Source organism: Cupriavidus sp. P-10, from assembly GCF_003402535.2.
GTDB lineage: Bacteria > Pseudomonadota > Gammaproteobacteria > Burkholderiales > Burkholderiaceae > Cupriavidus.
Genome location: NZ_AP025170.1, coordinates 2,535,283 through 2,560,964 on the forward strand (window position 1 = coordinate 2,535,283; position 25,682 = coordinate 2,560,964).

General features: G+C 66.6%; 20 protein-coding genes and 1 tRNA gene. 7 read left to right on the plus strand and 14 right to left on the minus strand.

From position 1 onward, the window contains the following. The first annotated feature begins 296 nt into the window (after window positions 1–296). Both CTP10_RS11705 and CTP10_RS11710 read left to right on the plus strand, forming a co-directional pair. Complete coding sequence (locus CTP10_RS11705; RefSeq protein ID WP_116323732.1) at window positions 297–1,508, plus strand: MFS transporter; 1,212 nt, start codon at window positions 297–299, stop codon at window positions 1,506–1,508. A 524-nt stretch (window positions 1,509–2,032) separates the two neighbouring features. Continuing rightward, window positions 2,033–3,181: an IS110 family transposase gene (locus tag CTP10_RS11710; protein ID WP_116324088.1), complete on the plus strand. Its 1,149-nt coding sequence runs from the start codon at window positions 2,033–2,035 to the stop codon at window positions 3,179–3,181. 867 nt (window positions 3,182–4,048) lie between these two features. Here CTP10_RS11710 and CTP10_RS11715 read toward each other — a convergent pair. After that, on the minus strand, window positions 4,049–5,980 hold the full coding sequence (locus tag CTP10_RS11715) for an ATP-binding cassette domain-containing protein (RefSeq protein WP_116320914.1): 1,932 nt from the start codon (window positions 5,978–5,980) through the stop codon (window positions 4,049–4,051). 427 nt (window positions 5,981–6,407) lie between these two features. Between CTP10_RS11715 and CTP10_RS11720 the strand changes: the two genes are divergently transcribed. Further along, window positions 6,408–7,586, plus strand: coding sequence for a benzoate/H(+) symporter BenE family transporter (locus CTP10_RS11720; protein WP_116320926.1), 1,179 nt, complete (start codon window positions 6,408–6,410; stop codon window positions 7,584–7,586). A 17-nt stretch (window positions 7,587–7,603) separates the two neighbouring features. Here the strand turns inward: CTP10_RS11720 and CTP10_RS11725 are convergent, their stop codons facing one another. Continuing rightward, entirely contained in the window at window positions 7,604–8,113 is a 510-nt protein-coding gene (locus tag CTP10_RS11725) for a hypothetical protein (RefSeq protein ID WP_116320913.1), read from the minus strand. A gap of 253 nt (window positions 8,114–8,366) precedes the next feature. Here CTP10_RS11725 and CTP10_RS11730 point away from each other — a divergent pair, with 253 nt between their 5' ends. After that, window positions 8,367–8,699 (plus strand): DMT family transporter, encoded by a 333-nt coding sequence (locus tag CTP10_RS11730; protein ID WP_116320912.1) that lies wholly within the window; start codon window positions 8,367–8,369, stop codon window positions 8,697–8,699. Between the two features lie 373 nt (window positions 8,700–9,072). On the opposite strand, the gene CTP10_RS11735 is transcribed toward CTP10_RS11730, so the two are convergent. Continuing rightward, a tRNA-Arg gene (locus CTP10_RS11735) sits at window positions 9,073–9,147 on the minus strand. Window positions 9,148–9,246: 99 nt separating this feature from the next. Next, the gene (locus CTP10_RS11740; protein ID WP_158577676.1) at window positions 9,247–9,420 is read right to left on the minus strand and encodes a hypothetical protein; all 174 of its coding nucleotides are present in this window, start codon (window positions 9,418–9,420) and stop codon (window positions 9,247–9,249) included. A 339-nt stretch (window positions 9,421–9,759) separates the two neighbouring features. Between CTP10_RS11740 and CTP10_RS11745 the strand changes: the two genes are divergently transcribed. Both CTP10_RS11745 and CTP10_RS11750 read left to right on the plus strand, forming a co-directional pair. Further along, window positions 9,760–10,053, plus strand: coding sequence for a hypothetical protein (locus CTP10_RS11745; RefSeq protein ID WP_116320911.1), 294 nt, complete (start codon window positions 9,760–9,762; stop codon window positions 10,051–10,053). 88 nt (window positions 10,054–10,141) lie between these two features. Next, window positions 10,142–10,918: a PP2C family protein-serine/threonine phosphatase gene (locus tag CTP10_RS11750; RefSeq protein ID WP_116320910.1), complete on the plus strand. Its 777-nt coding sequence runs from the start codon at window positions 10,142–10,144 to the stop codon at window positions 10,916–10,918. A 25-nt stretch (window positions 10,919–10,943) separates the two neighbouring features. Here CTP10_RS11750 and CTP10_RS11755 read toward each other — a convergent pair whose 3' ends face one another. From CTP10_RS11755 to CTP10_RS11800, 10 genes are all read right to left on the minus strand, one after another. Further along, the gene (locus tag CTP10_RS11755) at window positions 10,944–12,272 is read right to left on the minus strand and encodes a sigma-54 interaction domain-containing protein (protein WP_116320909.1); all 1,329 of its coding nucleotides are present in this window, start codon (window positions 12,270–12,272) and stop codon (window positions 10,944–10,946) included. After that, window positions 12,269–15,397, minus strand: a complete 3,129-nt coding sequence (locus CTP10_RS11760) for a peptidase domain-containing ABC transporter (protein ID WP_442875079.1) — start codon at window positions 15,395–15,397, stop codon at window positions 12,269–12,271. Before CTP10_RS11760 ends, CTP10_RS11755 begins: the two co-directional genes overlap by 4 nt. Beyond that, on the minus strand, window positions 15,378–16,130 hold the full coding sequence (locus CTP10_RS11765) for a peptidylprolyl isomerase (RefSeq protein WP_116320907.1): 753 nt from the start codon (window positions 16,128–16,130) through the stop codon (window positions 15,378–15,380). The genes CTP10_RS11760 and CTP10_RS11765 overlap by 20 nt, the downstream gene beginning before the upstream one ends. 83 nt (window positions 16,131–16,213) lie before the next feature. Then, the gene (locus CTP10_RS11770) at window positions 16,214–17,593 is read right to left on the minus strand and encodes an HlyD family efflux transporter periplasmic adaptor subunit (RefSeq protein WP_116320906.1); all 1,380 of its coding nucleotides are present in this window, start codon (window positions 17,591–17,593) and stop codon (window positions 16,214–16,216) included. Next, entirely contained in the window at window positions 17,590–20,202 is a 2,613-nt protein-coding gene (locus CTP10_RS11775; protein ID WP_116320905.1) for an FHA domain-containing protein, read from the minus strand. The genes CTP10_RS11770 and CTP10_RS11775 overlap by 4 nt, the downstream gene beginning before the upstream one ends. A gap of 260 nt (window positions 20,203–20,462) precedes the next feature. After that, window positions 20,463–21,890, minus strand: coding sequence for an efflux transporter outer membrane subunit (locus CTP10_RS11780; RefSeq protein ID WP_116320904.1), 1,428 nt, complete (start codon window positions 21,888–21,890; stop codon window positions 20,463–20,465). Window positions 21,891–22,114: 224 nt separating this feature from the next. Then, the gene (locus tag CTP10_RS11785; protein ID WP_116320903.1) at window positions 22,115–22,378 is read right to left on the minus strand and encodes a hypothetical protein; all 264 of its coding nucleotides are present in this window, start codon (window positions 22,376–22,378) and stop codon (window positions 22,115–22,117) included. Between the two features lie 59 nt (window positions 22,379–22,437). Beyond that, window positions 22,438–22,707, minus strand: coding sequence for a hypothetical protein (locus CTP10_RS11790; protein WP_063241792.1), 270 nt, complete (start codon window positions 22,705–22,707; stop codon window positions 22,438–22,440). Between the two features lie 549 nt (window positions 22,708–23,256). After that, window positions 23,257–23,685 (minus strand): DUF4399 domain-containing protein, encoded by a 429-nt coding sequence (locus CTP10_RS11795; protein WP_116320902.1) that lies wholly within the window; start codon window positions 23,683–23,685, stop codon window positions 23,257–23,259. Window positions 23,686–23,730: 45 nt separating this feature from the next. Beyond that, window positions 23,731–24,156, minus strand: coding sequence for a DUF4399 domain-containing protein (locus CTP10_RS11800; RefSeq protein WP_116320901.1), 426 nt, complete (start codon window positions 24,154–24,156; stop codon window positions 23,731–23,733). 316 nt (window positions 24,157–24,472) lie between these two features. Between CTP10_RS11800 and CTP10_RS11805 the strand changes: the two genes are divergently transcribed. Beyond that, window positions 24,473–25,639, plus strand: coding sequence for a formylglycine-generating enzyme family protein (locus CTP10_RS11805; RefSeq protein ID WP_442875125.1), 1,167 nt, complete (start codon window positions 24,473–24,475; stop codon window positions 25,637–25,639). Window positions 25,640–25,682 lie beyond the last annotated feature (43 nt).

Sequence of the window (25,682 nt, forward strand, 5' to 3'; positions counted from 1 at the left end):
TGCACGCGCCGGGGCACCGGGCACTGCATTGTAATGGATGCCGGCGGCGGTATTCCCGCCGGAAAGCGCTTGCCGCTGCCGCCGGGGACTCGCGCCGCATTTGCCGCGGCGCCGCCACTTTTTGCCGCGCCACCGGCTTCAGGCGGCGGCGTACGCGTTTTCCGCGTCCGGGGTAAACTCGCCTCCACCCGGCCCACGGCAAGCCTGATTGCCGTCCCGGCACGGTACACAACAAGCACAGACAATCCATGCCGGCGCCGCGCCACCGCGCGGTCAGCCGCACACCGAGCCAAGACATGCAAAACCGACAACTTTCCCTGACCACCGTACTGGTGTGCGGGGGCCTGCTCGTGACGCTCTCGATGGGCATCCGCCACGGCTTCGGCCTGTTCAACCTGCCGATCACGCAGGCACACGGCTGGAACCGCGAGACCTTCGCCTTCGCGCTGGCGCTGCAGAACCTGATGTGGGGCGCCAGCCAGCCCTTCGCCGGCGCACTGGCCGACAAGTTCGGCGCGCTGCGCATCATGCTGGTCGGGGTGGCGCTGTATGTGGCGGGCCTGGTGGTGATGGCGCTGGCGACCAGCGGCACCGCCTTTGCCACCGGTGCCGGGGTGCTGATCGGCATCGCCCAGTCGGGCACCACCTACAGCATCGTCTATGGCGTGATCGGCCGCGTGGCCAGCCCCGAGAAGCGCGTGTGGGCAATGGGCATCGCCGCCGCGGCGGGCTCGTTCGGGCAGTTCCTGATGATCCCTATCGAACAGGGGCTGATCTCGGGCCTGGGCTGGCAGAACGCGCTGTACGTAATGGCGCTGATGGCCTGCGTGATGCTGCCGCTGGCGCTGACCCTGCGCGAACCGCGCGAGGCGGCGCACACGGCGGGCCAGCACCAGACCATCGGCCAGGCGGTCCATGAAGCCTTCAGCAACCGCAACTTCCAGCTGCTGACGCTGGGCTACTTTGTGTGCGGCTTCCAGGTGGTGTTCATCGGTGTCCACCTGACTCCGTACCTGAAGGACAAGGGCCTGACCGACCCGAAAGTCGCCGTCGTGGCGCTGGCGCTGATCGGGCTGTTCAACGTGTTCGGCACCTACACCGCCGGCGCGATCGGCCAGCGCCTGCCCAAGCGCTACCTGCTGGCGTTTATCTACCTGGCGCGCTCTGTCGTGATCGCCGGCTACCTGCTGTTGCCGCTGACGGTGGCCAGCACCTGGGTGTTCGCGGCGCTGATGGGCTTCCTGTGGCTGTCGACGGTGCCGCTGACCAACGGCATCATCGCGCAGGTGTTCGGCGTGAAGTACCTGTCGATGCTGTCGGGGGTGGTGTTTTTCTCGCACCAGATCGGCAGCTTCCTGGGCGCGTGGCTGGGCGGCTATCTCTATGACCGCACCGGCGGCTACAACACGGTGTGGCTGATCTCGATCGGGCTGGGCGTGATGGCGGCGCTGGTCAACCTGCCGATCCGCGAGCAGGCGCTGGTGCGCACCCAGCCGGCGGCGGCGTGATGGTGGCGGCCCGCGCGCGCATCGCGAAGGCAGCCGGGCTGGCGGTGCTGGCCGGGGTGCTGGCGGTTGGGTTCGTGGGGTATTTGCGGCCTTCGTTTATGGTCGATCTGACCAATATGGTGTTGGCTTGGTGTGGGTGAGGTTGGGCAGGCCGCCCGTGGAACCGCCGCTTTCGCTGTTGGTGACATGCTGTCGGCCGTTGAACCGCCTGGTTCCGCCCTGCTGGGCGGGTCACTTTTTGTCCGAGCGACAAAAAGTAACCAAAAAACGCGTCGCCTGAGCGGCTGGCTATCAATTTGGCGGTGTGGGTAGTTCGGGCGGTGGTGATTTCCGTTTGGGCTTGGGTGGCCGTTCGAACCTGCTAACGCCAGGTGAGTGAGTGTGGGTGCCTGGCGTTAACCGGCTCTTGAACGATCCCCATGCCGGGCGTAGGCCGCCTGCTAGATCCTATGAGATAGAGGGAGCCATCGACAAGCGCCCATACCTAAAATCAGCGTGTCGTGCTTGGCTCACAGGAGAGCATCATGCGTACAGATCAGACCACGGGTACCGAGGAGCGGGTGTTGGCGGTGTCGCTCGAACTGGCGGCCGCGAAGTGGAAAGTGGCGTTACACGACGGGCACCGCGAGAAGCCTGCGGTGCATACCGTCGCGCAGCCGCAAGCCTCAGCGCGTCTGCAGGCCGTCATGGAGCTAATCGAACAACACAAAGACAAGTGGTCGCTGCCAGCAGGTGTGCGCGTCGTCATAAGCTACGAGGCAGGCCAGGACGGGTTCTGGATCTGTCGCGCGCTTCAGGCACGCGGCATCGAGTGCTACGTCATCGATCCGGCCAGCATTCCGGTCGAACGCCACAAGCGGCGCGCGAAGACCGACCGGCTCGATGTCATCAAGCTGGTGATCAGCCTGCGCGCCTGGCTACGCGGCGAGCGCGACCGCATGCACGTCGTTCACGTGCCATCCCCGCAGGACGAAGCGTCGCGGCACCTGATGCGCGATCGCGGGCAACTGCAGAAGGAAGTGCTGCAGCACTGCGACCGCATGCGCAAACTGTTGGCCACCTTCGGCTGCTGGGATGAGGTGCATCACAGGCACTTCGCCGGCCGGCTCGCCCGTGACGAGGTGAAGTGTCACGACGGCGCGCCGTTGCCGCCCGAAATGCGCGAGCGGCTGCTGCGCGAGTGCGATCGGCTGGCGCTAGCGCAGCAGCAACTCGCGGCGCTGGAGAAGACGCGGCAGGCAAGCCTGCCCGCACCCGCGTGCCAGCGACGCGATAACCTGGCGCGCCTGAAAGGAATTGGCGAAGTGGGCGCGTCACGCCTCGCGCTCGAACTGTTCTGGAGGGAGTTCGGCAACCGGCGCCAAGTGGGTGCCTGTACGGGGCTGGTGCCCCAGCCTTACGACAGCGGCGAGAGCCAGGTCGACCAGGGCATTAGCAAACAGGGGAACCGACGAGTGCGCGCGTTACTGATCGAGATGGCATGGTGCTGGCTCCGCTACCAGCCCGACAGCGCACTCACGCGCTGGTTCAACGAGCGCACCCAGAGCACGGGACCAAACCGGCGCGCCCGGCGTATCGCGATCGTTGCAGTCGCACGGCGACTGGCCATTGCGCTGTGGCGCTATCTGAAAGACGGTGAGATTCCCGAAGGCGCACGGCTGAAGTCGGCATAGGCCTCCTAAAAGCTTGCAGGAAAGAGGTAACGCTCGGTCAGGGCAACTACGCAAGCACAAACGGTCTGAGGTGAACATGCCCGTTAGGCTCCTGGGTTGCTGAAGCAACCGATTTATCTAGATGGGGCATTTGTTCCTGGTTGATGATTCCGGCGTAATGCGCATGCAGGATGAGGCCGGCCAAGCGCCGGCGGATAGAAGGTGGTCGGACGTCACGTCTGACGCGCGCACACAAACGGACTTCAGACCTATGCACCTACCAAAGTAGGAATGTTCGATCGCCCGGTCGACTTAGCCAGTTCTGCAAAAGGATTTGACAAACCACTGTTCATAGAAGGAGCCTCATCGGTGGGACGCCTTCGGCTGCGCTACGCGCGGGCCCAAGGTGGCAGAGCGGCCGATTTCGATTCGGTCACCAAGCGCCCTGCGAGCGCAGCGATGCAGGTCCGTGCCCGAGCATTTCACCGGCGAGACTGAGCCGCGCGCAGCGCAGCCGTAGGCGATGATGCGATACCGCAGGCAGCAGGCGGCCTACGCCCGTCCTGGGGATTGTTCAAAAGTCGGGAATCGTCAGGCACCCACACTCACTCACCTGGCGTAGCAGGCTGGAATCGCGACCACGCCTCACTGAGACCAAAATCGCCAATATCACCAAAATCGCCAAATTGGCTCAGCCAGCCGCAGGCGACGCGCTTTTTGGTTACTTTTTGGCCCTCGGCCAAAAAGTGACCCGCCCAGGAGGACGGAACCAGGCGGTTCAACGGCCGACAGCATGTCATCAACAGCGATAGCAAGACGCTAAAACAGCCGACAGCATGTCACCAACAGCGACACCGGCGCTTGAACAAGCCGAGAGCCTGTCGCTCCTTATTCACCCTCCCCCTTCCCCTTCCCCTCCAACACCTCCCACCGCTCCAGCGCCTCCAGCAATTCCATCTCGATCTCATCATGCCGCGTGGCGAGCTGCGCTGCCTTGGCCGCGTCGCTTACATAAAGCGAGCCATCCTCCAGCTGCCCCGAGATCGTCTTCTGCTCGGTCTCCAGCGCGGCGATGCGTTCCGGCAGGCCGTCCAGTTCGCGCTGCTCCTTGTATGACAGCTTGACGGTCCGGTTGGCGCCGCGCGCCTCGCGCGAATCCTTGCCCTTGGCCGGCTCGGCCGCCTTCTGCTCCGGCTTGCGAGCGGCCTGGATCGACGCGGCGCGGGCCGATTGCTCGACCCAGTCGGAATACCCGCCCACCGACTCGCGCCACACGCCTTCGCCCTCGGCGGCAATGGTGGACGTCACCACGTTGTCCAGGAACGCGCGGTCGTGCGAGACCAGGAACACGGTGCCGCTGTAGTCCTGCAGCAGTTCTTCCAGCAGTTCCAGCGTGTCGATATCGAGGTCATTGGTCGGCTCGTCCAGCACCAGCACGTTGGCCGGGCGCGCGAACAGCCGTGCCAGCAGCAGGCGGTTGCGTTCCCCGCCCGACAGCGACTTGACCGGCGAACGCGCGCGCTCCGGCGCGAACAGGAAGTCGCCCAGATAGCTCATCACGTGCTTGCGCTGGCCGTTGACCTCGACCCAGTCGCTGCCCGGACTGATGGTGTCGGCCAGCGATTTCTCCAGGTCGAGCGCGGTGCGCATCTGGTCGAAGTACGCCACCTGCAGGTTGCTGCCGTTGCGCACCGTGCCGCTGTCCGGCGCCAGCTCGCCCAGGATCAGCCGCAGCAGCGTGGTCTTGCCGGCGCCGTTGGGACCGATCAGGCCGACCTTGTCGCCGCGCATGATGGTGGCGGTGAACTCGCCCACCACCGCCTTGTCGCCATAGGCCTTGTTCACATCGATCAGCTCGGACACGATCTTGCCGGAGCGGTCGGCCTGCGACACCTCCAGCTTGACGTTGCCCTGCACCTCGCGGCGCGCGGCGCGCTCGGTGCGCATTGCCACCAGCCGCTGGATGCGCGACACGCTGCGCGTGCGGCGCGCCTCCACGCCCTTGCGGATCCACACTTCTTCCTGCGCCAGCAGCTTGTCGAACTTGGCCTGCTCGACCTGCTCGGCGGCGAGCAGCTCTTCCTTGCGCGCCTGGTAGGCGGCGAAGTTGCCGGGGAAGGACACCAGCCGGCCGCGGTCCAGCTCGATGATGCGGGTGGCGACGCGGTCCAGGAAGGCGCGGTCGTGGGTGATCAGCAGCACGCTGCCGCGGAACGTCAGCAGCAGGTCTTCCAGCCAGCGGATCGCTTCCACGTCGAGGTGGTTGGTCGGCTCGTCCAGCAGCAGGATGTCGGGTTCGGCCACCAGCGCCTGCGCCAGCGCCACGCGCTTCTGCAGGCCGCCGGACAGCGCATCGACGCGCGTGTGCGAATCCAGCCCCAGCCGGGCCAGCGTGGTTTCCACGCGGGTGCGCAGTTGCCAGGCGTTGGCGGCGTCCAGCTCGGACTGCAGCCGGTGCAGCTCGGCCAGCGCGGCTTCGTCGTCATGGTGCTCGGCGACGCGCTCGGCGGCGGCCTCGTAGCGCACCAGCAGGTCGTGCGCGTCGCCCATGCCCTGCGAAACGGCATCGAACACGGTGATACCCGGCTCGAACTGAGGCTCCTGCGGCACGTAGGCGCTGGTCACGCCGCTCTGGCGGGCGATCAGGCCGTCATCTGGCGCCGAGAGTCCGGCCACGATTTTCAGCAGCGAGGACTTGCCCGAGCCATTGCGCCCGATCAGGCCCACGCGTTCGCCGGCCTCCAGCGAGAAATCGGCGTGGTCGAGCAAAGCCACGTGCCCGAAGGCGAGCTGGGCGTCGGTGATGGAAAACAGGGCCATGGGAAGAGGACGACGGAAAACGGCGTAAGGAAAGACAGACGGGATGGTTGCCGGCTATGGCACGGCAGCCCGCATTGTAGACGACCCCGGGGCGACGCTGAGTTGCCCCCTCGGCGACCCCGCTGGCCGGAAGGCGGCCCAAAAAAGAAAGGCCCGCGCATTGCGGGCCCAAGAGTCTCTCCTCGGTGCCCTGCTCGCAAGGCACGACTGCAGAATATCAATGCTGCCAGTCCCGCTCCAGTCGGAGAACTCCGTAAGGGAAAGTCCCGTCAACCCGGCCATGTGGCGCCGTTGGTTGCGCAGTACGGTTGCCCCGACGGCAGTTGTCCGCACCCGGAAGACCGGCGCGGCGGATTGGTACGGCCAAGGCACTCGTGCGAACATGGCGGCCGTGCCAATGTGCGCGCTCATTTTCCGCGCCTCCCCGATGACCACCGCTTCACTGAAATTTTCCGACCTGTCCGTCTCCGCGCTCGTTGCCGGGCTGGTCGCCACGCTCACCGGCTATGCCAGCTCGCTGGTGCTGATGATCCAGGCCGGCCAGGCCGCGCACCTGACCGACGCGCAGGTCTCGTCGTGGATCTGGGCGCTGTCGATCGGCATGGGCGTGACCACCCTCGGCCTGTCGCTGGCATCGCGCATGCCGATCGTGGTGGCCTGGTCAACGCCCGGCGCCGCGCTGCTGATCGCCAGCCTGCCCGGCGTGCCCTATCCCGAGGCGATCGGCGCCTTCCTGATGTCCGCGCTGCTGATGGTCGCCGCCGGCATGACCGGCTGGTTCGACAAGCTGATGCGGGCGTTGCCGGCCAGCATCGCCTCGGCGCTGCTGGCCGGCATCCTGTTCCGGATCAGCGTGGATGTGTTCGTGCAGGCGCAACACCAGACCGTGCTGCTGCTGGCGATGTTCGCCGCCTATCTGCTGGGCAAGAAGCTGTGGCCGGCCTACGCGGTGCCGGGCGTGCTGGCGACCGGGGTGGCCATAGCCGGCGTACTCGGCCAGCTTGATTTTTCCGGCCTGCGGCTGGAGCTGGCGGTTCCGGTATGGACCACGCCGGCGTTCTCGCTGTCGGCCTTCATCAGCATGGCGATTCCGCTCTTTATCGTCGCGCTGGCGTCGCAGAACATCCCGGGGCTGGCGGTGCTGCGCGCCGACGGCTACCACGTCCCGGCCTCGCGCCTGATCACGGTCACCGGGCTGGCGTCGGCCGTGGTGGCTCCGTTCGGCTCGCACGGCATCAACCTGGCGGCGATTACCGCCGCCATCTGCACCGGCCCGCAGGCCGACCCGGACCGCAACCGCCGCTATACCGCGGCCGTGGTCTGCGGCATCGGCTACCTGGTGGCGGGCACGCTGGCCGCCAGCATCGCCGCGCTGTTCGCCGCCTTCCCCAAGGCGCTGGTGGTCGGCGTGACCGCGTTCGCGCTGCTGGGCTCGATCGCCAACGGCCTGACCGTCGCCATGCAGACCCCGGCGGAGCGCGAAGCCGCGCTGCTGACCTTCATGATCACCGCCTCGGGCATGACCCTGGCAGGCATCGGCTCGGCGTTCTGGGGCGTGGTCGGCGGCATGCTGGCGTTCTACGTGCTGCGACCGCGCGCGGCCTGAGCGCTCCCCGGGCGCGGCTACAGCATCAGGAAGCCAACGTCGGCGGCGCGGATCTCGTCCGGCGGCACGCCCTTGCGGCGCTGGAACAGGATGTGCTGCAGCACGCGGTCGCGGTGCGCGGCAAAGGTCTGCGGGTCCAGCCGCAGCGCCATGCGGGCGTAGTGCTCGGCCATCAGCTTGTAGACCCGGTGGCGCACCAGCAGCATCTCGTTTTCCGCCTTGAGCCGGCTCATGGCCCCGGTGTGGTCGTCCTCCAGCTGCCGCATGCCGACCACCACCCGCGCATGCATGCCCCGGTAGCGGTCGATCTCCGCATGGGCCTTGCGCAGCTCTTCGCGCAGCGACCGGACTTCCTGCATCAGCTTGAGGTTGTGCTCCACGCCGCGCTGGATACGCGTGGCTTCCTCCAACGCATGGTCCGCGGCGGCGATGGTGTCCTGCCACGGCGTCGCGTCTGGCGCGGGCGCCGGCTCCCCGAACTGCGTTTTCGGCCAGACGGTGGTTCCGTCGATACCGGTGTGACTCATACCGCTCCCCTTACCCCAAAGCCAGCCGCCGGCATCGTGAAGTTCGTGCCGGCTTGGTCAGGCCGCAATACCGCGACTGCCTTGTGCCGCAGGCCCGCGCGGGACCTGCCATTGTTCTTGGTTTTTGTGCCATTCAAAACCGCTTTGCCGCTTCGCACAACCACCGCAAGGGAGGGAGGAGGCTTTGGCGCAACATGGCGGCGGCGCTAAGATGCCGGTCTGGCACTTACCGCCCCCCTTTCCCGCCCCAGCCATGAACGGATACCTGCTCCTCGCCCTCGCCATCGTCGCCGAAGTCATCGCCACCAGCAGCCTGAAGGCCTCGCAAGGCTTTACCCGGCTGGTGCCCAGCGTGCTGGTGGTCGGCGGCTACGTGGCGGCGTTCTGGCTGCTGATGCTGGTGATGCGGACCGTGCCGGTGGGGATTGCGTACGCGATCTGGAGCGGTGCCGGGATTGTGCTGGTGTCGCTGATTGCGGTGGTGCTGTACCGGCAGATTCCAGACCTGGCGGCTTGCCTGGGCATTGGTCTGATTATTGCCGGCGTCGCGGTAATTCAGCTTTTCTCGAAGACGAGCGCGCACTGAGCAACGCTATGCTCGGATGGCGGAGCGCAACGCGGCTTGACTGGTGGCAGCCGAACCGCTTACCGCACCTCGCACGGCCCAGGCGTGCAGGTCACGGTGGACCCCGGCGGCACGATGACCGTACGACCGCTCGGCGGTGGATCGGAAACCGTTCGTTGCACCGAGATGCAGCTGGCGAGCCCAAGAAGCGGCAACAACGCCAGTGAACGTACGAGCAGTCCGACACGTGCCATGGCAATCTCCCTGTCTGGCAAGGCCGCCGCGGGCAGGTGCCCGGAACGCAACCTTTTGCCTTTGCGAAAGTATAGGCAACGAAAGGCGCAATTGGCCCCGGAGGCGATCGGACTGGGAGGGGAAGAATTTACTGAAGGAATGGTCCCGCCGACAGGAATCGAACCTGTATCTAGCGCTTAGGAGGCGCTCGTTCTATCCATTGAACTACGGCGAGGGGACCCTGAAGCAGGAGGGGAGTATATCAAAATCCTCTTGCCGGAAGCCACCCGACACAGCCCCCACCCCACCATCGAGGATTTGCAGCGGCCGTGCCTCAGTGCGACTGGAGGTCCGCCGCGAATGCCAGTGCCTGTCCAAGCGACTCGCATTCGGTAAGGTTGCCGAAGTCGTCTGTCACGCATATATCCCGATGCCCCCAGAAAGGTGTCCTCACGACGCTTAGTCCAAGGCGGTTCAGGGGTTCGACGATGGTCAGCAGGATCAGCATGACGCCCTCGCAAGGTTGCGTGAGGGCTCAGTGTCGCCGCGGGCACGTGCCGCATCGGTGGTCTGCGTCACATAACAGAAGAATATTGCGGTTGAAGCCGGGTTGGTCCGCCAGCGCCCCAGTGATGGGGAAATGCCGACACGTGTTCGCGCGGGTGTCGGCACCAGGCCAACGCAAGCTGCCGGTGCGCTGATGGCGCGACGCCGTGCCGCTGCCCGGCTAGCCGCGCCGGATGGCATGCTGGCGCCGACCCGGCCAGCCGCCGCTGTCCATGGCACGCGCCTTGCTCTAATCCGGTACCGCCCCCGGCGCCACGCCGCTACTACCGGAGACAGAAACATGGCCACCCTAGCTATCCACGACCTTGCCAGCTGCCGCGAACTTGCATCCGACGCCATGGCCCGCGTGCGCGGTGCCGGCGGGCAGTGGGTGTTCGGGTGGATCCGCCCGTTCGTGCCGTCGTCGCCGGTGCCGGCTGGCGCAGTGATCAACTTTTACGAGATCAACTACAGCTTCTATGCTGATCAGATGAACAACCAGTTCCAGAACATCGATATCCGCAATAACGCGCCCAACTCCAATATCAGTGTCCAGGGTGACCAGGGCGCGAGGAACGACGGCCGCTTGGTCTGAGCGAGCGTCGTGGCACGCCCCGGCGCGAGGAGGCACCAAAGGCACCAAAGGGGCAATAAAGGGGCGCGATGCGGAGCGGAGGCTAGATTTGGGTTTCGATTCGCACTTTCAGTGGACCTCGGCGGCCTGCACCGATGTGGGCCGCGTACGCGAACGCAACGAGGATGCGTGCCTGGACCTGCCTGCGCAGCAGTTGTGGGCGGTCGCCGACGGCATGGGAGGACACGCCGTCGGCGACTTTGCCAGCCAGGCCGTGGTCCAGGCGCTGGCCGCGCTGCCGCCGCAGCCGTTGCTGGAAGACCGGATGGAGGCCACGCGTGCGGCGATGCAGGGCGTCAACCTCGCGCTGGTCGATGAAGCCGCGCGGCTGGGCGTGCGCTGCATCGGCAGCACGGTGGTGGTGATGCTGGCCGGCGACCGCCGCTGCGGCTGCCTGTGGGCCGGCGACAGCCGGCTGTACCGGCTGCGCGGCGGCGAGCTGGTGCGGCTGACGCGCGACCACAACCAGGTCGAACGCCTGCTGGCGCGCGGGCTGATCACGCCCGACCAGGCACGCCATCATCCGGCGCAGAACACCATCACGCGCGCGGTCGGCGCCGCGGCGACGCTGATGCCGGAACAGCTGCTGACCGACGTTGCCGATGGCGACATCTTCCTGCTGTGCAGCGACGGATTGAGCAATGAGGTCGACGACCCCGACATCGCCGCGGTGCTGGCGCAACAGGACCCGCCGCAAGCCGCGCAGACGCTGCTGAAGATGGCGCTCGATGCCGGCGGGCGCGACAACATCTCGGTGGTGGTGATCCGCGCCGCCGATCCCTACGGCTCGGACAAAACGCTGGTCAATCCCGAGCTGGACACCTGAGCCCCGCCCCTACCGAGTACCGCCCCTACCCCTTGCTCCCGTCCGCCTGCCGGCTGGCGCGGAAATCCTTGGAGTGGATGCCGTGCTTCTTCAGCAGCATCTGCAGGTGCGAGCGGTTCATGTCGAAGCGCCGCGCCAGCTCGGCCACGGTGCCGCCAACCTCCTGCAGCCCGCGTTCCAGGAAGGCGCGCTCGGCTTCGTCGCTGGCCGCGCGCTTGGCCTCGCTGAGCGACGTCGGCATGGCGATGTCCGCCGCACCTGCCCCCACCGCCCCAACCACCGCCAGCGCCGCCGGCTTGGGCCGGATGTCCTGCGGCAGCTGCGCCAGGTCGGCGGTGTCGCCGGCCAGGCACGAGAGCCGGTACATCAGGTTGCGCAGCTCGCGGATATTGCCCGGGTAGTCGTAGTGCAGCAGGAAATCGCGCAGCCGCGGCGTCAGCCTGACCGGCGCGCGCTTGAGCATGCTGGCGGCCTCGTCGCTGAAGTAGGACACCAGCAGCGGGATCTCGTCGTGCCGCTCGCGCAGCGCCGGCAGGCTGACGTGGATGACGCTCAGTCGGTAGAACAGGTCTTCGCGGAAGGTGCCGACCTCGCTCATCTTGCGCAGGTCCTTGTTGGTGGCGGCAACGATGCGCGTGTCGACCGAGATGATCTCGTCCGAGCCCACGCGCTGGATCTCGTGCGCCTCCAGCACGCGCAGCAGCTTGACCTGCCCGGTCAGCGGCAACTCCCCGATCTCGTCCAGGAAGATGGTGCCGGTATGCGCGCTCTCGAACTTGCCGCGCCGGTCGTTGCTGGCGCCGGTGAATGCGCCCTTCTTGTGGCCGAACAGTTCGGATTCGAGCAGGCTGTCGGGAATCGCGCCGCAGTTGACCGAGATGAACGGCTTGTCCGTGCGCGAACCATTGGCGTGGATCACCTTGGCCATCAGTTCCTTGCCGGTGCCGCTCTCGCCGTCGATCAGCACCGGCAGGTCGGTTGGCGCGGCTTTCTCGGCAATTTCCAGCGCTTCGAGCAGCTTGGGGTTGTCGCCAAAGGTGCCCTCGAAGATAAAGCTGCGCTCCATCAGCGCCTGGCGCCGCTCGCGCGGCATGCGCTCGACTTCCTGCGCCGGCGGCGCGGCTTCGGCATCGGCCGAGGTTGCCGCCTGCACGAAGCGCTCCTTGTGCGACAGCCCCATGACCTCGTCGCGCAGCGTGGTGGCCTGCTTGAGCAGCTTCTCGATATCGGGCCGGTCTAGCCGGGATGCCCAGCGCAGCGTCGAGCGCAGGATCTCGATCTTCTCGATCAGCCCGGCGAACGACACCGGCGAGGTCACCGAGGCGGGGGTGGCACCCTGGTTGAATAGCTTCATGCTGCGCTCAGTTGCTTCTGCACCAGTTGGAAATACATGCCCTTGCGTTCCAGCAGTTCTTCGTGCCTGCCCTGCTCGACGATCGAGCCTTCATACAGCACCAGGATCTTGTCGGCCTGCATGATGGTGCTGAGGCGGTGCGCGATGATGACCGCGGTGCGCCCACGCAGGATCTCCTGCATGTTCGCCAGGATGTTGCTTTCAGATTGCGTATCCAGCGCCGAGGTGGCTTCGTCGAACACCAGCAGCCGCGGGTCGTGGTACAGCGCGCGGGCGATGCAAAGCCGCTGGATCTGCCCGCCCGACAACCCCATGCCGCGCTCGCCCACCACCTGCTCGTAGCCGAGCGGCAGCTTGCTGATAAAGGCGTGGGCGTCGGCCATGCGGGCCACTTCCTCGATGCGGCGGCGGTCGGGACTGTCGTCGCCGCAGGCGATGTTCTCGGCGATGGTGCCGGAGAACAGCAGGTTGGACTGCATCACATAGCCGACCTGCGCGCGGTAGAACGCCGCGTCGATCACGTTGAGGTCATAGCCGTCCACCGACATCGAGCCCTCGGTCGGCTTGTAGAAGCCCACCAGCAGCTTGGCCAGCGTGGTCTTGCCCGAACCGCTGCGCCCGACGATGGCGACCATCTCGCCTGGCCGGATGGTGAAGCTGATGTTCTCCAGCACGTAGGGCGTGTCTTCGCCGCCGTAGCGGAAATACAGGTCCTTCATCACGATCTCGCCCTGCAGGTCGGGCAGCATCACGCGCGACAGCACGTCCTGCGGCTTCTGCTCTGGCTCCAGGTCGAGCACGTCGCCAAGCCGCTCCATCGCCACGCCCGCATCGTTGAGCTGGCTCCACAGGGCGACCAGACCCATCAACGGCGCCAGCACGCTGCCCATGAAGGCGTTGAAGGCGATCAGCTGGCCGATGGTCAGCTCGCGCTCCAGCACCAGCGTCGCGCCCACCCACAGCACCGCGATGGTGGTGGCGGCGTTGAGCAGCTGGCTCACCAGCCCCACCAGGATATGGAACGCCTGCGCCTTGTACTGCGCCTCCAGCGCCTTGGTGTACTTGCGCTCCCAGCGCAGCCGCACCGGACGCTCGATGCCCATGCCCTTGACGGTCTCGGCGCCGCCCAGCGTTTCCATCAGGTAGGCCTTGGCATCGGTCGACGCGGCAAAGACCTCGCGCGCATAGGTCTTGACCTTCGGCGTCACCACGATCGTCAGCGCCGCGATCGGGATCACGAAGGCAATCAGCAGCAGCGTCAGCTTGACGTTGTAGAGGAACATGATGGTGAAGTAGATAAACACCATCAGCAGGTTCAGCGCCGTGGTCACCGTCGACTCCGTCAGGAAGGCGCGGATGGTCTGGTTCTCCTGGAAGCGCGCGAAGATGTCGCCGGTCTTGCGCTTGGCGAAGAACGAGAGCGGCAGCGACATCGTGTGCTTGAAGAAGTGCGACATCATGGCGAAATCCATGTTGCGCACCATGAAGTTGGCCAGGTAGGCGCGGATCGTCGACATCAGCTGCGAGAACACGTTGGCGATGATGAGCCCGGCGATCAGCAGGTGCAGCAGCCCCACGTTCTGGTGCACCACCACACCGTCGAGGATGTTCTGGATGATCAGCGGCGGCACCACGCCCAGCATCTGGATCACGAAGGTGGCCAGGAACAGGTGCGCCAGGATCTTCTTGTACGGCGCCAGGTAGCTGATGAAACGCAGCCACGGCGAGCGCTGCACCGACAGCTGCGTCATGCTCTCGCCCGGCGAGAACAGCAGGCAGGTGCCGCTCCAGCCGCGCTCGAACTCTTCCGCGCTCATCTTGCGGAAGCCGATGGCGGGATCGGCCACCCACACCCAGCGCGACGAGATGCCGTACACCACAACGTAGTGGTAGCCTTCCCAGTGCACGATGAACGGCAGCTCGAAGCCCATCAGCGAGTCGCGCGTGCATTGCACGCCGCGCGTGGTGAAGCCCAGCGACTCGCCCGCACGCGCCAGGCTGTCGAGCGTGGCCCCCTGCGTGGTCACGTTGGCCAGCTCGCGCAGCTTGCCCAGCGTCATCGGGATGCCGTAGTGCCGGCAGATCATCGCCAGGCAGGCCGCGCCGCAGTCCATCTCCTCGGCCTGCTCGACCAGGCCGAAGCGGCGGATCATCTTCTCGCCCAGCTCGGGCTTCGAATGCAGGTCCAGCAGCACCGGGCGCTTGCGCCGCTCGGCCAGCTTCTTCTGCCGATGCAGCTCGCGGTCGAGCGCGCGGATGCGCTCTTCCAGCACCTCGCGCAGGCGCGGGTTGCGCTCAAGGATCAGCTGCACGGTCTTCTCGGGGATGACCAGCAGGCGCACGTCGGTCTCGGCGATGGCCGATGCCAGCTGCTCCTGCCGCATCACGCAGGCGCGCTCGCCGAAGATGTCGCCCTGCCCCAGCGTCGCCAGCGGGAACTCGCTGCCCTCCTCGCTGCGCACCACGCGCACGGTGCCCTGGCGCACCACGTACAGGCGGCGGTCCTCGCGCCCGTCCTGCTTCAGGATCTCCTTGCCGGCTCCCACGCGCTTGACGCCAACGCTGCGCACGGCATCCGCAAGTTCCTGCTTGTCGAGCTTGCCGCGAAGGTCGAACAACCGCGCGACAAAGCCCCCGGCGGAACTGATCGCGACATAGCTGGTAACAAAGGACAGCGCGGCCGGGTTGCCGGCGACCAGCGGTTCGGCCACGCTGCGCGGGATCATCAGCAACTCGGTCTTGCCCGAGGCGCGCACCGACGATTCGTGCCGGTACTCGCGCAGCAGCGCGATATCCGCAAAGACCTCGCCGGCCTTGCGCACGCCCATGCTGATTTCCTTGCCATGCTCTTCGTTGAACACGCGCACGGAGCCCGACTTGACGATAAACAGGCCAGGCGCGGCGTCGCCGGCATTGCAGACCGTGTCGCCAAAGCCAAAGGTCAGCACCTGCGCGGCGTCGGCCAGGCGCGCCAGCTCCTCAGGCGTCAGCACCGACAGGATTTCCACGCTGGCCAGGAAAACGGCCAGCGCGGATCCGCCCTCGGCCATTCCCGAGGCTGTCGGGGCCGTCGGGGCAGTGGCGGCGGCCGATTCGCCAGACTCGCTAGCGGGCTTCGATGACATGTTCCTGCGCCCTGCCCATCAGCCAGTCCTCGCGCAGCAGCCGTCGCACTTCGACCGCGACTTCGCTGTCGAGCGTGGCGGGATGCTTGGCGCGCACCAGGAAGACCTCGAAGAAGGAGCGGTCCGGCGCCGGGAACGGTCCCAGCAGGTCGCCCGGCTCTGCGTTGAACACCTTGGCCTCGATATCGGTCTTGAGCGAGCCGCGCAGCACCTTGCCGATCTCGCCGCCGTGCTCGCGCGTGTCGGCGATCGAATGCTCGCGCGCCATCTCGGCGAAGCTGTCGGGATCGTCCTGCAGGTAAGAGATCAGCTCCTTGGCCTTGCCTTCGCTGTCGACCACGATATGGCTGACCTCGATGCTGTCGAAGCGCGGCGAGTTGAGCGAAAAGTACTCCTGCACCGCACCCTCGCTGCAGACCTGTTCCATCATCCGCTCCTGGTACAGGTTGTCGGTGATGAACGCTTCGAACTCGTCGAGGCTGACGTTCAGCGCGTCGAGGTAGTGGTTCATGTCGGCGGCGCGATGCAGCCCCTGCACGCGGCGGAACTGGTCGGCGCGCTCCTGGATTTCCTCGGGCGTGACCACCATGCCCTGCCGTTTCGCGGCATGCACGGTCAGCTTGTCGCGCACCATCTGCTCGACCAGCCCTTCGAACTGCCCGGTCAGCTTGAGCAGCCGCACGAATTCCTCGACGCCGAGCACCTCGTCGTCGATACGGACAATGCCAGTCATGTCTAGGCTCCTTTGACGGCCCGGTGCGTGCGCACGGGCTTCCAGATCGGGTATTCCTGTGTTCCCCCGGCTGCTGCCGGCATTTATCCCGCCACCTCGCGGAAGGGGTCGAGCCCCAGGTCGATCAGACGGCGCTCGCGCACCACGATCTCCGCCGTGGCAGTCATGCCATAGCGCAACGGATACTTGCTGTCGGCCACGGTGTAGTAGTCGCGCGCGAGGCGCACCCTGCCTTCGTAGACCGGCTGCTTGTCGGGGCCCGGCTTGGTCGCGGGCGAAATGAATTCGAGCGTGCCTTCCAGGATCCCGTAGCGCTGGTACGGGAATGCGCTGAACTTGAGCTTGACCGGCAGCCCTTCGCGCAGGAAGGCGCGGTCGCGCTCGGCGATGACGATCTTGACCACCGGGCGCGCGTCCTTCGGCGCAATCCCGCCCAGCGGCGAATTGGCCTGCACCTTGTCGCCGCGCTGGGTAGAGGTGACGTCAGTGATCACGCCCGACACCGGCGCCAGGATCAGCAGGAAGTTGTCCTTGTCGATGTTCTCGAAGCGGATGCGCGCGGCCGCGTCGGCCACCAGCCGTGCGGTCTGCACCTGCAGCCGCAGCTTGTCTTCGGTACTGGAGATTTCGCGCATCGCGGCGTCGTACTGCACGCGCAGCCCGGCCAGGTCTTGCCCGCTGCTTTCGAGCAGCGCGCCGGCCTGGGTCATCTCGCGGGCCAGTCGCGCGTCGAGTTCGCTCAGCCGAGACTGCGCCACACGCAGGTTGTTCTCTGCGTCCTGCGCCGCGGCGCGCTTGGCATCGACCTGCGACTGCGAGACACCGCCGCCACCGGGCAGCGCCAGCAGGCGCGCATAGCGGTCCTGTTCCTGGCGCGCGAACTCGCGCGCACGCCGGCTGTTCTCCAGGTTGCTGCGCGCTTCCTGCAGCTGCGCGCGCTGTTCCTCGGCCAGCCGCGTGGTGCCCTGGGCCAGGCGATTCTCGTGCTGGCGCGTGGCCACGTCGATCTGCTGCTTGAGCGCGGCCGCGCGGCGTTCCATCAGCGCCTTCTTCTCCGGGAACTGCTTCCAGTCGCGCTCGGAATCCTCCAGCTTGAGCTGCGCCTCCAGCGCATTGGCGGCGGCCTCGATCGCGCCGCGCGCATTCAGCCGCGCCAGCACGTCGTCCTTGGACACCGGCTGCCCTTCGGCGACGTACAGGTCGGCCAGCTCGCCGTCGACCGGCGCATAGAAGCGCCGCACTTCCGATTCGGGGGCCAGCGTTCCCTGCGCGGTGACGATGACATCGGCATGGCCGACGAATGACCACACCAGCCCGCACATCACCAGCGCAAACGTAGTGACGATGGTCAGCATGCCCAGCCGCGAAGGCTCGGCGGTCAGCAGGCCGATGCCTTCGGCGCTGTGGTCTTCCAGCGCTTCGGACAACGGCTTCAGGCCAGCCTGGCGGGAATCGTCCTTCATGGTTGCCACGCTGGCTTTGGCGGCGCGGCGGCCGCGTCTGTAGTGGCGGCATCCGCGGGAACCTTGCCGCTGTCTTCGCCGCCGATCAGCTCAAGCTTGGTCTTGAGTACGGCGGGATCGAGCACGGTGCGCAGCTCTTGCAACGCATGGCGCTGATGGTCGGCCTCGGCACGGATCTCTTCCTCGACCTTGGCCAGCTGCGCCAGGTCGGCACTTTCGCCGGCGCGCAGCTGCGTAAAGATGCGCATGCCCTGGCGCGCGTCTTCCTGCGCCTGCGACAACAGCCGGGCCTGCGCACGGAACTTGGGCGAGATGCCGGGTTCGAGCCGCTGCTCGCTGCCGATCACGCCGTTGCTGCGGTATTGCTTCCACGCGGCGACGGCGCTGCCCATCAGTTCGCGCGCGCGCCGCAGCGCGCTGTCGCGCACGCCGTTGACATCGGCCTCCACCGCCTTGGCGAAGAACTTGTCCTCGTCGGCGTCGAGCATGGCGTAGAAGCCGAGCAGGCGGTCTTCATAACCCTTGCTGCCGCGCGCCGACTGCAGCTCGGCAAACTGCGCCGCCACCTTCTGCTTGTGCGCGAGGTCGCGCGCCACGTCGTCGGCCCAGGCACCGCCGCGGATCTGCCTGATCCCTGCCAGCGCGGTGTTGCTGTCACCCTTCTGCCACGCGCTGGCGGCGCTGGCGTACTGCGTTGCCATCTCCGGCGGCGGCAGCCGCGGTGCCAGTTGCGCGAACTGGGCCCGGAACGGCGGCGTGGCAAAGCGGCTGTCGGCCAGTCGCGCCACCAGCGTGCCGGGGCGGCGCGCGCGCAAGGCCTGCAGCAGCGCGGTATAGCGGTCCAGGTCGCCCTGCACCTGGTCCAGGCCCGACAGGCGCGGATACTTCTCGCGATAGTCGGCGATTACCGGCTGCAGCGCTTCCGGGCGGTCGCGCCCGAGTTCGGTGGCGATGCTGGTGTCGAGCCGCGCAATCGCCGCCAGGTAGACCGACGCATCGTTCTGCAGCCGGCGCACGTCGCTGAGTGCCTCGGCGTAGAGATCGCGGAAGGCCGGCACATCGGCGGCGATGCGCCCAAGCGCGCGCTGGTGCGCGATGGTGTCCTGATTCCAGTGTGCCAGCAACTGCCGGATCGGCGCCTCGTCGGCGTAGAGGCGGACCGGGGCGTCGGCGCCGCGCTGTGCGGCATAGCGTTCGAGCCGGCCGATCCATTCGAGCTCGGCCACCAGCGGCCGGACGTCGGCGTTATGCGTGCCGAGCTTGCGCATCTGCGCGAGCGCGTCATCGGCGCCACCGAAGTCGCCGGCCTTGAGCTTCGTGACCCAGCCAGGCACATAGGCGCGCAGCAGCGCTTCGGTGCCAAGCGCTTGCACCTCGGCATCGTCGGGGTGGCGTGCGAGATAGCTGTCGGCAGCCCTTGCCGCGCCGGCATAGTCGCCCGCCGCGTGCAGCGTCTGCACCGCGCGCTCGTCGGCGCCGTGCCAGTAGAGCGCCACGCCGGCCAGCACCGCCAGCAGCAACAGCGCGCCGCCCCAGCGCGCGGCGCGCCGCACGCGTGCGCCGTCGTCCAGGCCAAAGCTGCGCGCCGCCTCCGCCAGCAGCAGCGCGACGCGCCCGCGCTTGCGCGGCGGATGCGCACCGTCCGGCGCGGCGGTGGCGGCCGCGGCCTGTGCCTCGGCGTCGGCGTTGACTTCGTCTTCCTGGTGCGCGGCGTAGTCGACACAGAAGATGTCGAGGAAGGAATCGGCCGCGCCGACGAAGGTGGTGCGGTCCTCATCATCGCCTGCGTTCGGTTCGGCAGACACGGGCACCGGCACGGCAGGCTCCAGCACCGAACGCGTCGCGGTGGCATCGTCGTCGCCGGCGCGGCTGACCTCGGCCTTGTAGACGAAATGGCTGCCGCCGAACGCGATGCGGTCGCCGTTGTCCAGCGCCACGCCGTGGTCCGCCAGGCGCCTGCCGTTGACGAAGGTGCCGTTGGTGCTGCCCAGGTCCTCCAGGAACGGCACGCCGCCCTTCAGATAAACGTGCGCGTGCCGCCGCGACAGGTAGTTGACCTGCTGCGGATAGTTGTCACGATAGCGCGCAAAGGCATCGTCGGCCTTGCTGATCAGGTATGGGAAACCGTCGACGTGGATTGGCTGCAGGCCGACATCGCTGCGTTCGGGCAACAGCGTCAGCGCCACCCGCGGCGGCTCCGGCTGCGGCGCGCGCGCCGACAGCCGCACGCGGAACGACAGCGCGGGACCGAATGCCACCTCATCGCCATCGCGCAGCTGCGCCGGCTGGCGCGCAACCGCGGCACCGTTCACGCGCGTGCCGTTCTTGCTGCCCAGGTCAGCGACATAGACCGCGCCGTGCTCGGCAAAAATGCGCGCGTGGCGCCGCGACAGCGGCGCGGCCAGGTCTTCGGGATAAGCGGCAAACGGCAGCTCGGTGCGGCCGACCGGGAACAGGTCTTCGTCGATGCGGATCTCGCCCAGGTCCGGCCGCGCGACCGGCGTCAGGAACACATCGAATTCCCGCCCCAGATCCTGGCTCGAGTCCCGAGCGATCCCCTGGGCCATTTTCACCGGCATTTCCATGATCAGTGCTTCGTCAGGAGCCATGTTTCCAGGGAGCCAACAGCGCGGCTGCCGCGGCGGCCGGCCAAGGGGGGGTGAAGCGACTAAGAACATAGTAGGCGACGGCTTAGGCTAGTCAATCGGCTGCGGCACGCGCGCAGACGCGTGTTTTCACGGCGTTGGGCAGGAAAAGAGACAATGGCCGCGCGCATTGCGCAACGCGTTGCGTACGCATGCGTCACGTCGCGATTCAGCGCGCTGCGGGCGCAGCCGGAACCGGCCCGCGCCGCGCGGCAGGGAGCGCACTATTGCGGCTGGCTGGCCGCCGTGTTGCGCACTTCGGCATCGGGCCAGCCGCCGCCAAGCGCCTTGTACAGCGTGACAGTGTCGGCCAGGATCTGTTGGTGGACCGCCAACAGCTGCAGCTGCGCGTTCAGCAGCGAGCGCTCGGTCTCGAACACCTCGAGTTGCGAGACCACGCCTTCCTTGAGTTGCGCCTCGATCTGCGCGGAGACCACGCGCAGCTGATCGACCTGCTGCTGCAGCTCGACGCGCTGCTTCTTGTGCGCATCGACGTTGACCAGTGCGCTCTCCACCTCTTCGAACGCGGTCATCACGGTGCGGCCATATTCGTTTTCCGCCACGCCCACCTGCGCCTCCGTGGTTTTCACGCGGGCGCGCACGCTGGGATCGAGCATGGGCAGGTTGATGCTGGGCATGAAGCCGAAGGTGAAGGACTTGAGCAGGTCGCTCAGCGCAAAGCTGGCGGTGCCGCCGCGCGCGGTCAGGCTGATGGTGGGCAGCTGCGCCAGCCGCGCCTGGCCAACGATGTTGTAGGCCGCCAGCACGCGATATTCGGCCGCGACGATATCGGGACGGCGCGCCAGCAACTGCGACGGCAGGCCAGCCGGCACGCTAGGCGGCTTCACGCGGTCCTGCAGGCGTCCCGCCGGCACCTTGAGGTTGCCCGCGGGCACGCCCACCAGCGTCGCCAGCGCGTTCTCCGCCACATCGCGCGAGCGGCGCAGCTCCAGCAGATCCTTGTTGAGCCGGTTGATTTCGGCCTGCTGCTGCATCACGCGGATTTTTGGCACCAGGCCGTTCTGGTACATGGCCTGGTAGGTGGTGAGGATCTGACCGTTCTTGGCGACGGTGCGCGTCTGCTGCTCGATCTGCTCGTCGAACTGCAGGATCGTGAAGTAAGTGGTCGATACATTGGACACCAGCGTCAGGTAGCCGGCGCGCCAGTCGGCTTCGGTGGCGCGGAACTCAGCCGTCTGCGCCTGCACGCCCTTTTCGACCTTGCCCCAGATATCGATGTCCCAGTTCAGCTGCGCGCCGGCGTTGTAGGTCCAGGTCGACTTCTGCCCGGTGCTTTTCTCGAAGCTTGCACCGGCGCCGATATCGATCACCGGCAGCCCGCCGGCGCGCGCTTCGCCGATCTGGGCATTGGCCACGCGGATGCGCGCGGCCAGCACCTTGATGTCGTAGTTGCCGGCCAGCGCCTGGTCGATCAGCCCGTTCAGGTACGGGTCGTTGAAGCTATGCCACCAGTTGGGCTGCACCGCTTCCCTGGGCGACACCGTGATCGAGTCCTGGCGCGACCATTCGGCCTTGGCCGGCGTTTCCGGGCGCTGGTACACCGGCGGCCGGAAATCGGCGCAGCCGGCCAGCAACGCAGCGCAGGCTGTGGATGCGAGCCAGGCAAGGCGGCGCGAGGCTTGGGTCGGCATGACCCTGGAAGCGGCAGTAAGGGATACGGGCACGGTGCGTTCCTGCGTGCGTGCGCGGCGGGCGGGACGCGCTGGCGTGCCGTGGCCGCGGATGTCTGTCTGTATTGTGGTGCGCGCGGGCGCGCGCTCCAACCCCGATCTGCATCAGGGGCGATCGGGCATGGATGGGCGCATATTGCGCCGCGGGGACGCCCCCGCGGCGCAGCGCCATCTCAACAAGCTTCTCAACGATAGATATTGTTGCTGGCGTTCTGGTTGGTATCCACATGCGAACGGACATGGTCGAGGAAGGCCGAGCCGTTGCCATTCAGGTTGGTGACAGACTGCATCTGCGCGATTTCCTGCGTGGCGGTGATGCTGCTGTCGAGCTTGAGCTTGATCGGGGCGTAGACCGCCGCGAAAGGCATGTAGGCGAGACCGCCGCGCACGGCTTGCATGCGCTTGCTGTCGAGGGTTTCGGTGGCGGCCAGGTCTTTGATGGTCAGCATGATCGTTCTCCGGGTATCGATGTGTGTGCGTGTGTGCGTTGGCAGCTATGGCGTGGGGCTCAGCCGTAGATGTTGTTGGTGGCGTTCTGGTTGGTGTGGACGTTCGACTTGACGTGGTCCAGGAACGCGGAGCCGTTGCCGTTCATGTTGGTGACGGTCTGCATTTGCGCGATTTCCTGCGTGGCGGTGATGCTCTTGTCGATCGACAGCTTCAGCGGCATGTAGGCGGCGACGAACGGGACGTAGGCGAAGCCGCCGCGGACGGCGTGCATGCGCTTCTGGTCCAGGGTGTCGATGGTGGTCAGGTCGTTGATGGTCAGCGTGGTCATGATGGGCTCCTGGTGCGGATGGTGTTGCTTGGGTTGGGTTCGAGCATCGGGTTGGTGTCGCGCTCGGTTGGGATATCGCAGGGAGCGTGCCAGGGGATGGGGTTGGGTGATTGGTGTTTCGTAAACGCTTGAAAATATGGGGGTTTTTTATCGATCCTGGGGTTCCGCTCGGGTCAACGCGGCTTTGTGGCGGGCTGCGGATGATGGGTACTGACCAACAGGTTGGGGCTGGGTGTTGGGTGAGTTGTGACAGGGTGGATTGGTATTCAGAACGCGTTCGCCTGCGCTTGGGAATCTGGCGGTTGGCCTTGCGCCCTGTTCCGCCCTGAAGGGCGCGGGTAAAGGCGGCCACTCTTATCGTACTGTGCGAGGGATTACGCACGGGGCCGCGCTTCCTCACATAGCGGCGCTGCCTGCCGCAGGGGTGCACCACGGTGGCAGGGATGGACAGGCTGGCTGAACGAGCCCAGAAGGTTGGTGGCCCCTGCTATCCGGATCAACGTAAGAACGCCTGCGGCTGCGCTGCGCGCCGGTCCTATGTGAGCCGTTCTACTTCACGTAGATCGTGATCCGCTTCGAATACACCGGCGGGTTGGTAGGAATGTGCTTGTCATCCCCCATGATCAGCTGCAACGTATGCTTTCCCGGCGGCAGCTCCAGCATGGTCTCTGTCTCGCCGGCGCCGAAATGCAGGTGGTTGCGGTCGTTCGGGATTTCCTTGTCCATCGGCGGCAGTTCGACGTCGATCAAGAGGTGGTGGTGCCCGGTGTTCGCGTACTTCACGTCCTTCGGAGCCACCCCCATGTTGCGCAGGCCGAACCACACCTTGAACGGCTTGCCGGCAGGCATCACCTGCCCGTCATTGGGCCAGCCGATGTAGAGATAGGCATTCGGCGGCGCCGGCGTCGATCCGCCCTGGGCCGCGAACGACAACAGCACGCTGGCAGCCAGCGCAGCGGCAGCAAGTAGTCTGGACATAACCCTCTCCCCTGGTGACCGTGCAATGCCACGCCGCGCGCAACGCTAGCGCACGGTGATCGTGATCTTCTTCGAATAGATCGGCGGCTCGAACGGTATGTGCTTGGCGTCGCCCATCAGCAGCTGCAAGGTGTGCTTGCCAGGCGGCAGTTCGATGCGCGCATCCGTCTCGCCCGCCCCGAAATGCAGGTGGTTCCGGTCGTTCGGGATTTCCTTGTCCATCGGCGGCAGTTCGACGTCGATCAACAGGTGGTGATGGCCACAGCGCGGCAGCTCGATGCCCTTGGGACACACGCCCATGTTGCGCAGCCCCATGCGCACCCAGAACTTGCCGCCGCTGATCACGGTGCCGTCGTGTGGCCAGATGATGTAGGCCTCGGCATTGGGCGGAGCCGCCGTCGACAAGGACAGCGATGGCGCGGCGGCAAACAACGCGGCCGCCGCCAGGCGGAACAGGAATCGTCTGGACATGCGCCCTCCCCGGAGATCTGCCCGAAACCCGATCACGTTGTCCCGTCAGCCCATTCTTGTTGCTTGTTGGCCAGCGCTCGGCGATTCGTCATTCAGGTTAGGACGCAAGACCGGAAAATGCGACCCCGGCGAAGCGTGGCGGGATTGCAATGCTTCGCCCGGGACACAGGCGCTGTGCTATCTTGAAGCAAGCCGGTCGAGGTCTCGGCAACACCACAATGCGCCCGCAGGCATGTGCCGGCATGCAATCGGGTTCGCTGCCGTCCGACGAGGTGTGAAGATGTGGCGCAATCTACCAGTCGTGCATCTGGCCGCGATGGCCGGGATTCTCGCCTCCGCTGCACTCTCCGCGGGTGCGGCGTCTGCAGCGCCCGCCGCGGACCCGCTGCTGCTGGCCGGCATCCTGCCCAAGGATACCGACGAGCAATACGAGCTCAGCTTCTGGGAATCGATCAAGAACAGCAACTACGCCGCCGACTATGAGGCTTACCTGAAGCAATACCCCAACGGGCGCTTCGCGGTGCTGGCCAAGGCACGGCTCGAGCGGCTGAAGGCGTCCGCGCCACCCGCCAAGGCGCAGCAGCCGCCGCCCGCAGCTGCGGCGCCGCCCGCACGCCCTGGCACGTCGGCCGGCGGACAGGTCTCGCGGGCGCCGGCTGCTTCGCCGCCCGCCGCACGCCCTGCCACGCCACCGCCAACCGCGGCAGCGCCCAAGGCAGGCACCGCCGCCGGTGGCTCGGTCAGCGTCGCAACCCCGCCACCGCGAGCCGGCGAAATCCGCGATTGCCCGGCCTGTCCGGCGCTGATTGCGCTGCCCGCAGGCAATTTCACCATGGGCAGCAACACCAGCGATCCGGCGGAGAAGCCGCCCCATCACGTCACCATCAGCCAGCCGTTCGCGATCGGCCGCTTTGAAGTCACGGTCGAGCAGTGGAATGCCTGTGTCGACGCAGGCGGCTGCCAGCGCGTGCCGACCGTCGCCGAAAGCGCAAAGAACTCGCCCGTGCGCGATGTCAGCTGGGACGATGCGCAACAGTATGTGGCGTGGCTCAGCAAGACCACTGGCAAGGACTACCGCCTGCCGACCGAATCGGAATGGGAGTACGCGGCGCGCGGCGGCACCGCCAGCGCGTTCTGGTGGGGCGACCAGATGCGCAAGGGCAACGCCAACTGCAAGGATTGCGGCGATCCGTGGAGCAATGATGCACCTGCGCCGGTGGGTTCGTTCGCCGCCAACCCGTGGGGCCTGCATGACGTCAACGGCAGCGTGTGGGAATGGGTGGCCGACTGCTGGCACAGCACGTACAAGGGCGCACCCGCCGACGGGCGCGCATGGAACGAGAACGCCTGCGGTTCGCGCGTGATACGCGGCGGCTCATGGCGTGAAGGGGCCAGCTACATGGTGTCTTCCACGCGCTTCAAGTACAGCCCGAGCGTGCGGCAGTCGCAGAACGGCTTCCGCGTCGCGCGCGACATGAAATAGCGAGTGGATAGCGCGTGAAGTAGCGTGGAATAGCGTGGCCGGG

What these genes read in the sequence shown, in the direction of transcription:
- CTP10_RS11790 (WP_063241792.1), bottom strand. Translation starts at nt 22,707, where the DNA reads ATGACCACGCTGACCATCAACGACCTGACCACCATCGACACCCTGGAC.
- CTP10_RS11795 (WP_116320902.1), bottom strand. Translation starts at nt 23,685, where the DNA reads ATGTCCAGACTACTTGCTGCCGCTGCGCTGGCTGCCAGCGTGCTGTTG.
- CTP10_RS11755 (WP_116320909.1), bottom strand. Translation starts at nt 12,272, where the DNA reads ATGAAGCTATTCAACCAGGGTGCCACCCCCGCCTCGGTGACCTCGCCG.
- CTP10_RS11805 (WP_442875125.1), top strand. Translation starts at nt 24,473, where the DNA reads ATGGCCGGGATTCTCGCCTCCGCTGCACTCTCCGCGGGTGCGGCGTCT.
- CTP10_RS11740 (WP_158577676.1), bottom strand. Translation starts at nt 9,420, where the DNA reads ATGCTGATCCTGCTGACCATCGTCGAACCCCTGAACCGCCTTGGACTA.
- CTP10_RS11765 (WP_116320907.1), bottom strand. Translation starts at nt 16,130, where the DNA reads ATGACTGGCATTGTCCGTATCGACGACGAGGTGCTCGGCGTCGAGGAA.
- CTP10_RS11800 (WP_116320901.1), bottom strand. Translation starts at nt 24,156, where the DNA reads ATGTCCAGACGATTCCTGTTCCGCCTGGCGGCGGCCGCGTTGTTTGCC.
- CTP10_RS11785 (WP_116320903.1), bottom strand. Translation starts at nt 22,378, where the DNA reads ATGCTGACCATCAAAGACCTGGCCGCCACCGAAACCCTCGACAGCAAG.
- CTP10_RS11715 (WP_116320914.1), bottom strand. Translation starts at nt 5,980, where the DNA reads ATGGCCCTGTTTTCCATCACCGACGCCCAGCTCGCCTTCGGGCACGTG.
- CTP10_RS11760 (WP_442875079.1), bottom strand. Translation starts at nt 15,397, where the DNA reads ATGTCATCGAAGCCCGCTAGCGAGTCTGGCGAATCGGCCGCCGCCACT.
- CTP10_RS11730 (WP_116320912.1), top strand. Translation starts at nt 8,367, where the DNA reads ATGAACGGATACCTGCTCCTCGCCCTCGCCATCGTCGCCGAAGTCATC.
- CTP10_RS11775 (WP_116320905.1), bottom strand. Translation starts at nt 20,202, where the DNA reads ATGGCTCCTGACGAAGCACTGATCATGGAAATGCCGGTGAAAATGGCC.
- CTP10_RS11780 (WP_116320904.1), bottom strand. Translation starts at nt 21,890, where the DNA reads ATGCCGACCCAAGCCTCGCGCCGCCTTGCCTGGCTCGCATCCACAGCC.
- CTP10_RS11705 (WP_116323732.1), top strand. Translation starts at nt 297, where the DNA reads ATGCAAAACCGACAACTTTCCCTGACCACCGTACTGGTGTGCGGGGGC.
- CTP10_RS11725 (WP_116320913.1), bottom strand. Translation starts at nt 8,113, where the DNA reads ATGAGTCACACCGGTATCGACGGAACCACCGTCTGGCCGAAAACGCAG.
- CTP10_RS11710 (WP_116324088.1), top strand. Translation starts at nt 2,033, where the DNA reads ATGCGTACAGATCAGACCACGGGTACCGAGGAGCGGGTGTTGGCGGTG.
- CTP10_RS11770 (WP_116320906.1), bottom strand. Translation starts at nt 17,593, where the DNA reads ATGAAGGACGATTCCCGCCAGGCTGGCCTGAAGCCGTTGTCCGAAGCG.
- CTP10_RS11745 (WP_116320911.1), top strand. Translation starts at nt 9,760, where the DNA reads ATGGCCACCCTAGCTATCCACGACCTTGCCAGCTGCCGCGAACTTGCA.
- CTP10_RS11720 (WP_116320926.1), top strand. Translation starts at nt 6,408, where the DNA reads ATGACCACCGCTTCACTGAAATTTTCCGACCTGTCCGTCTCCGCGCTC.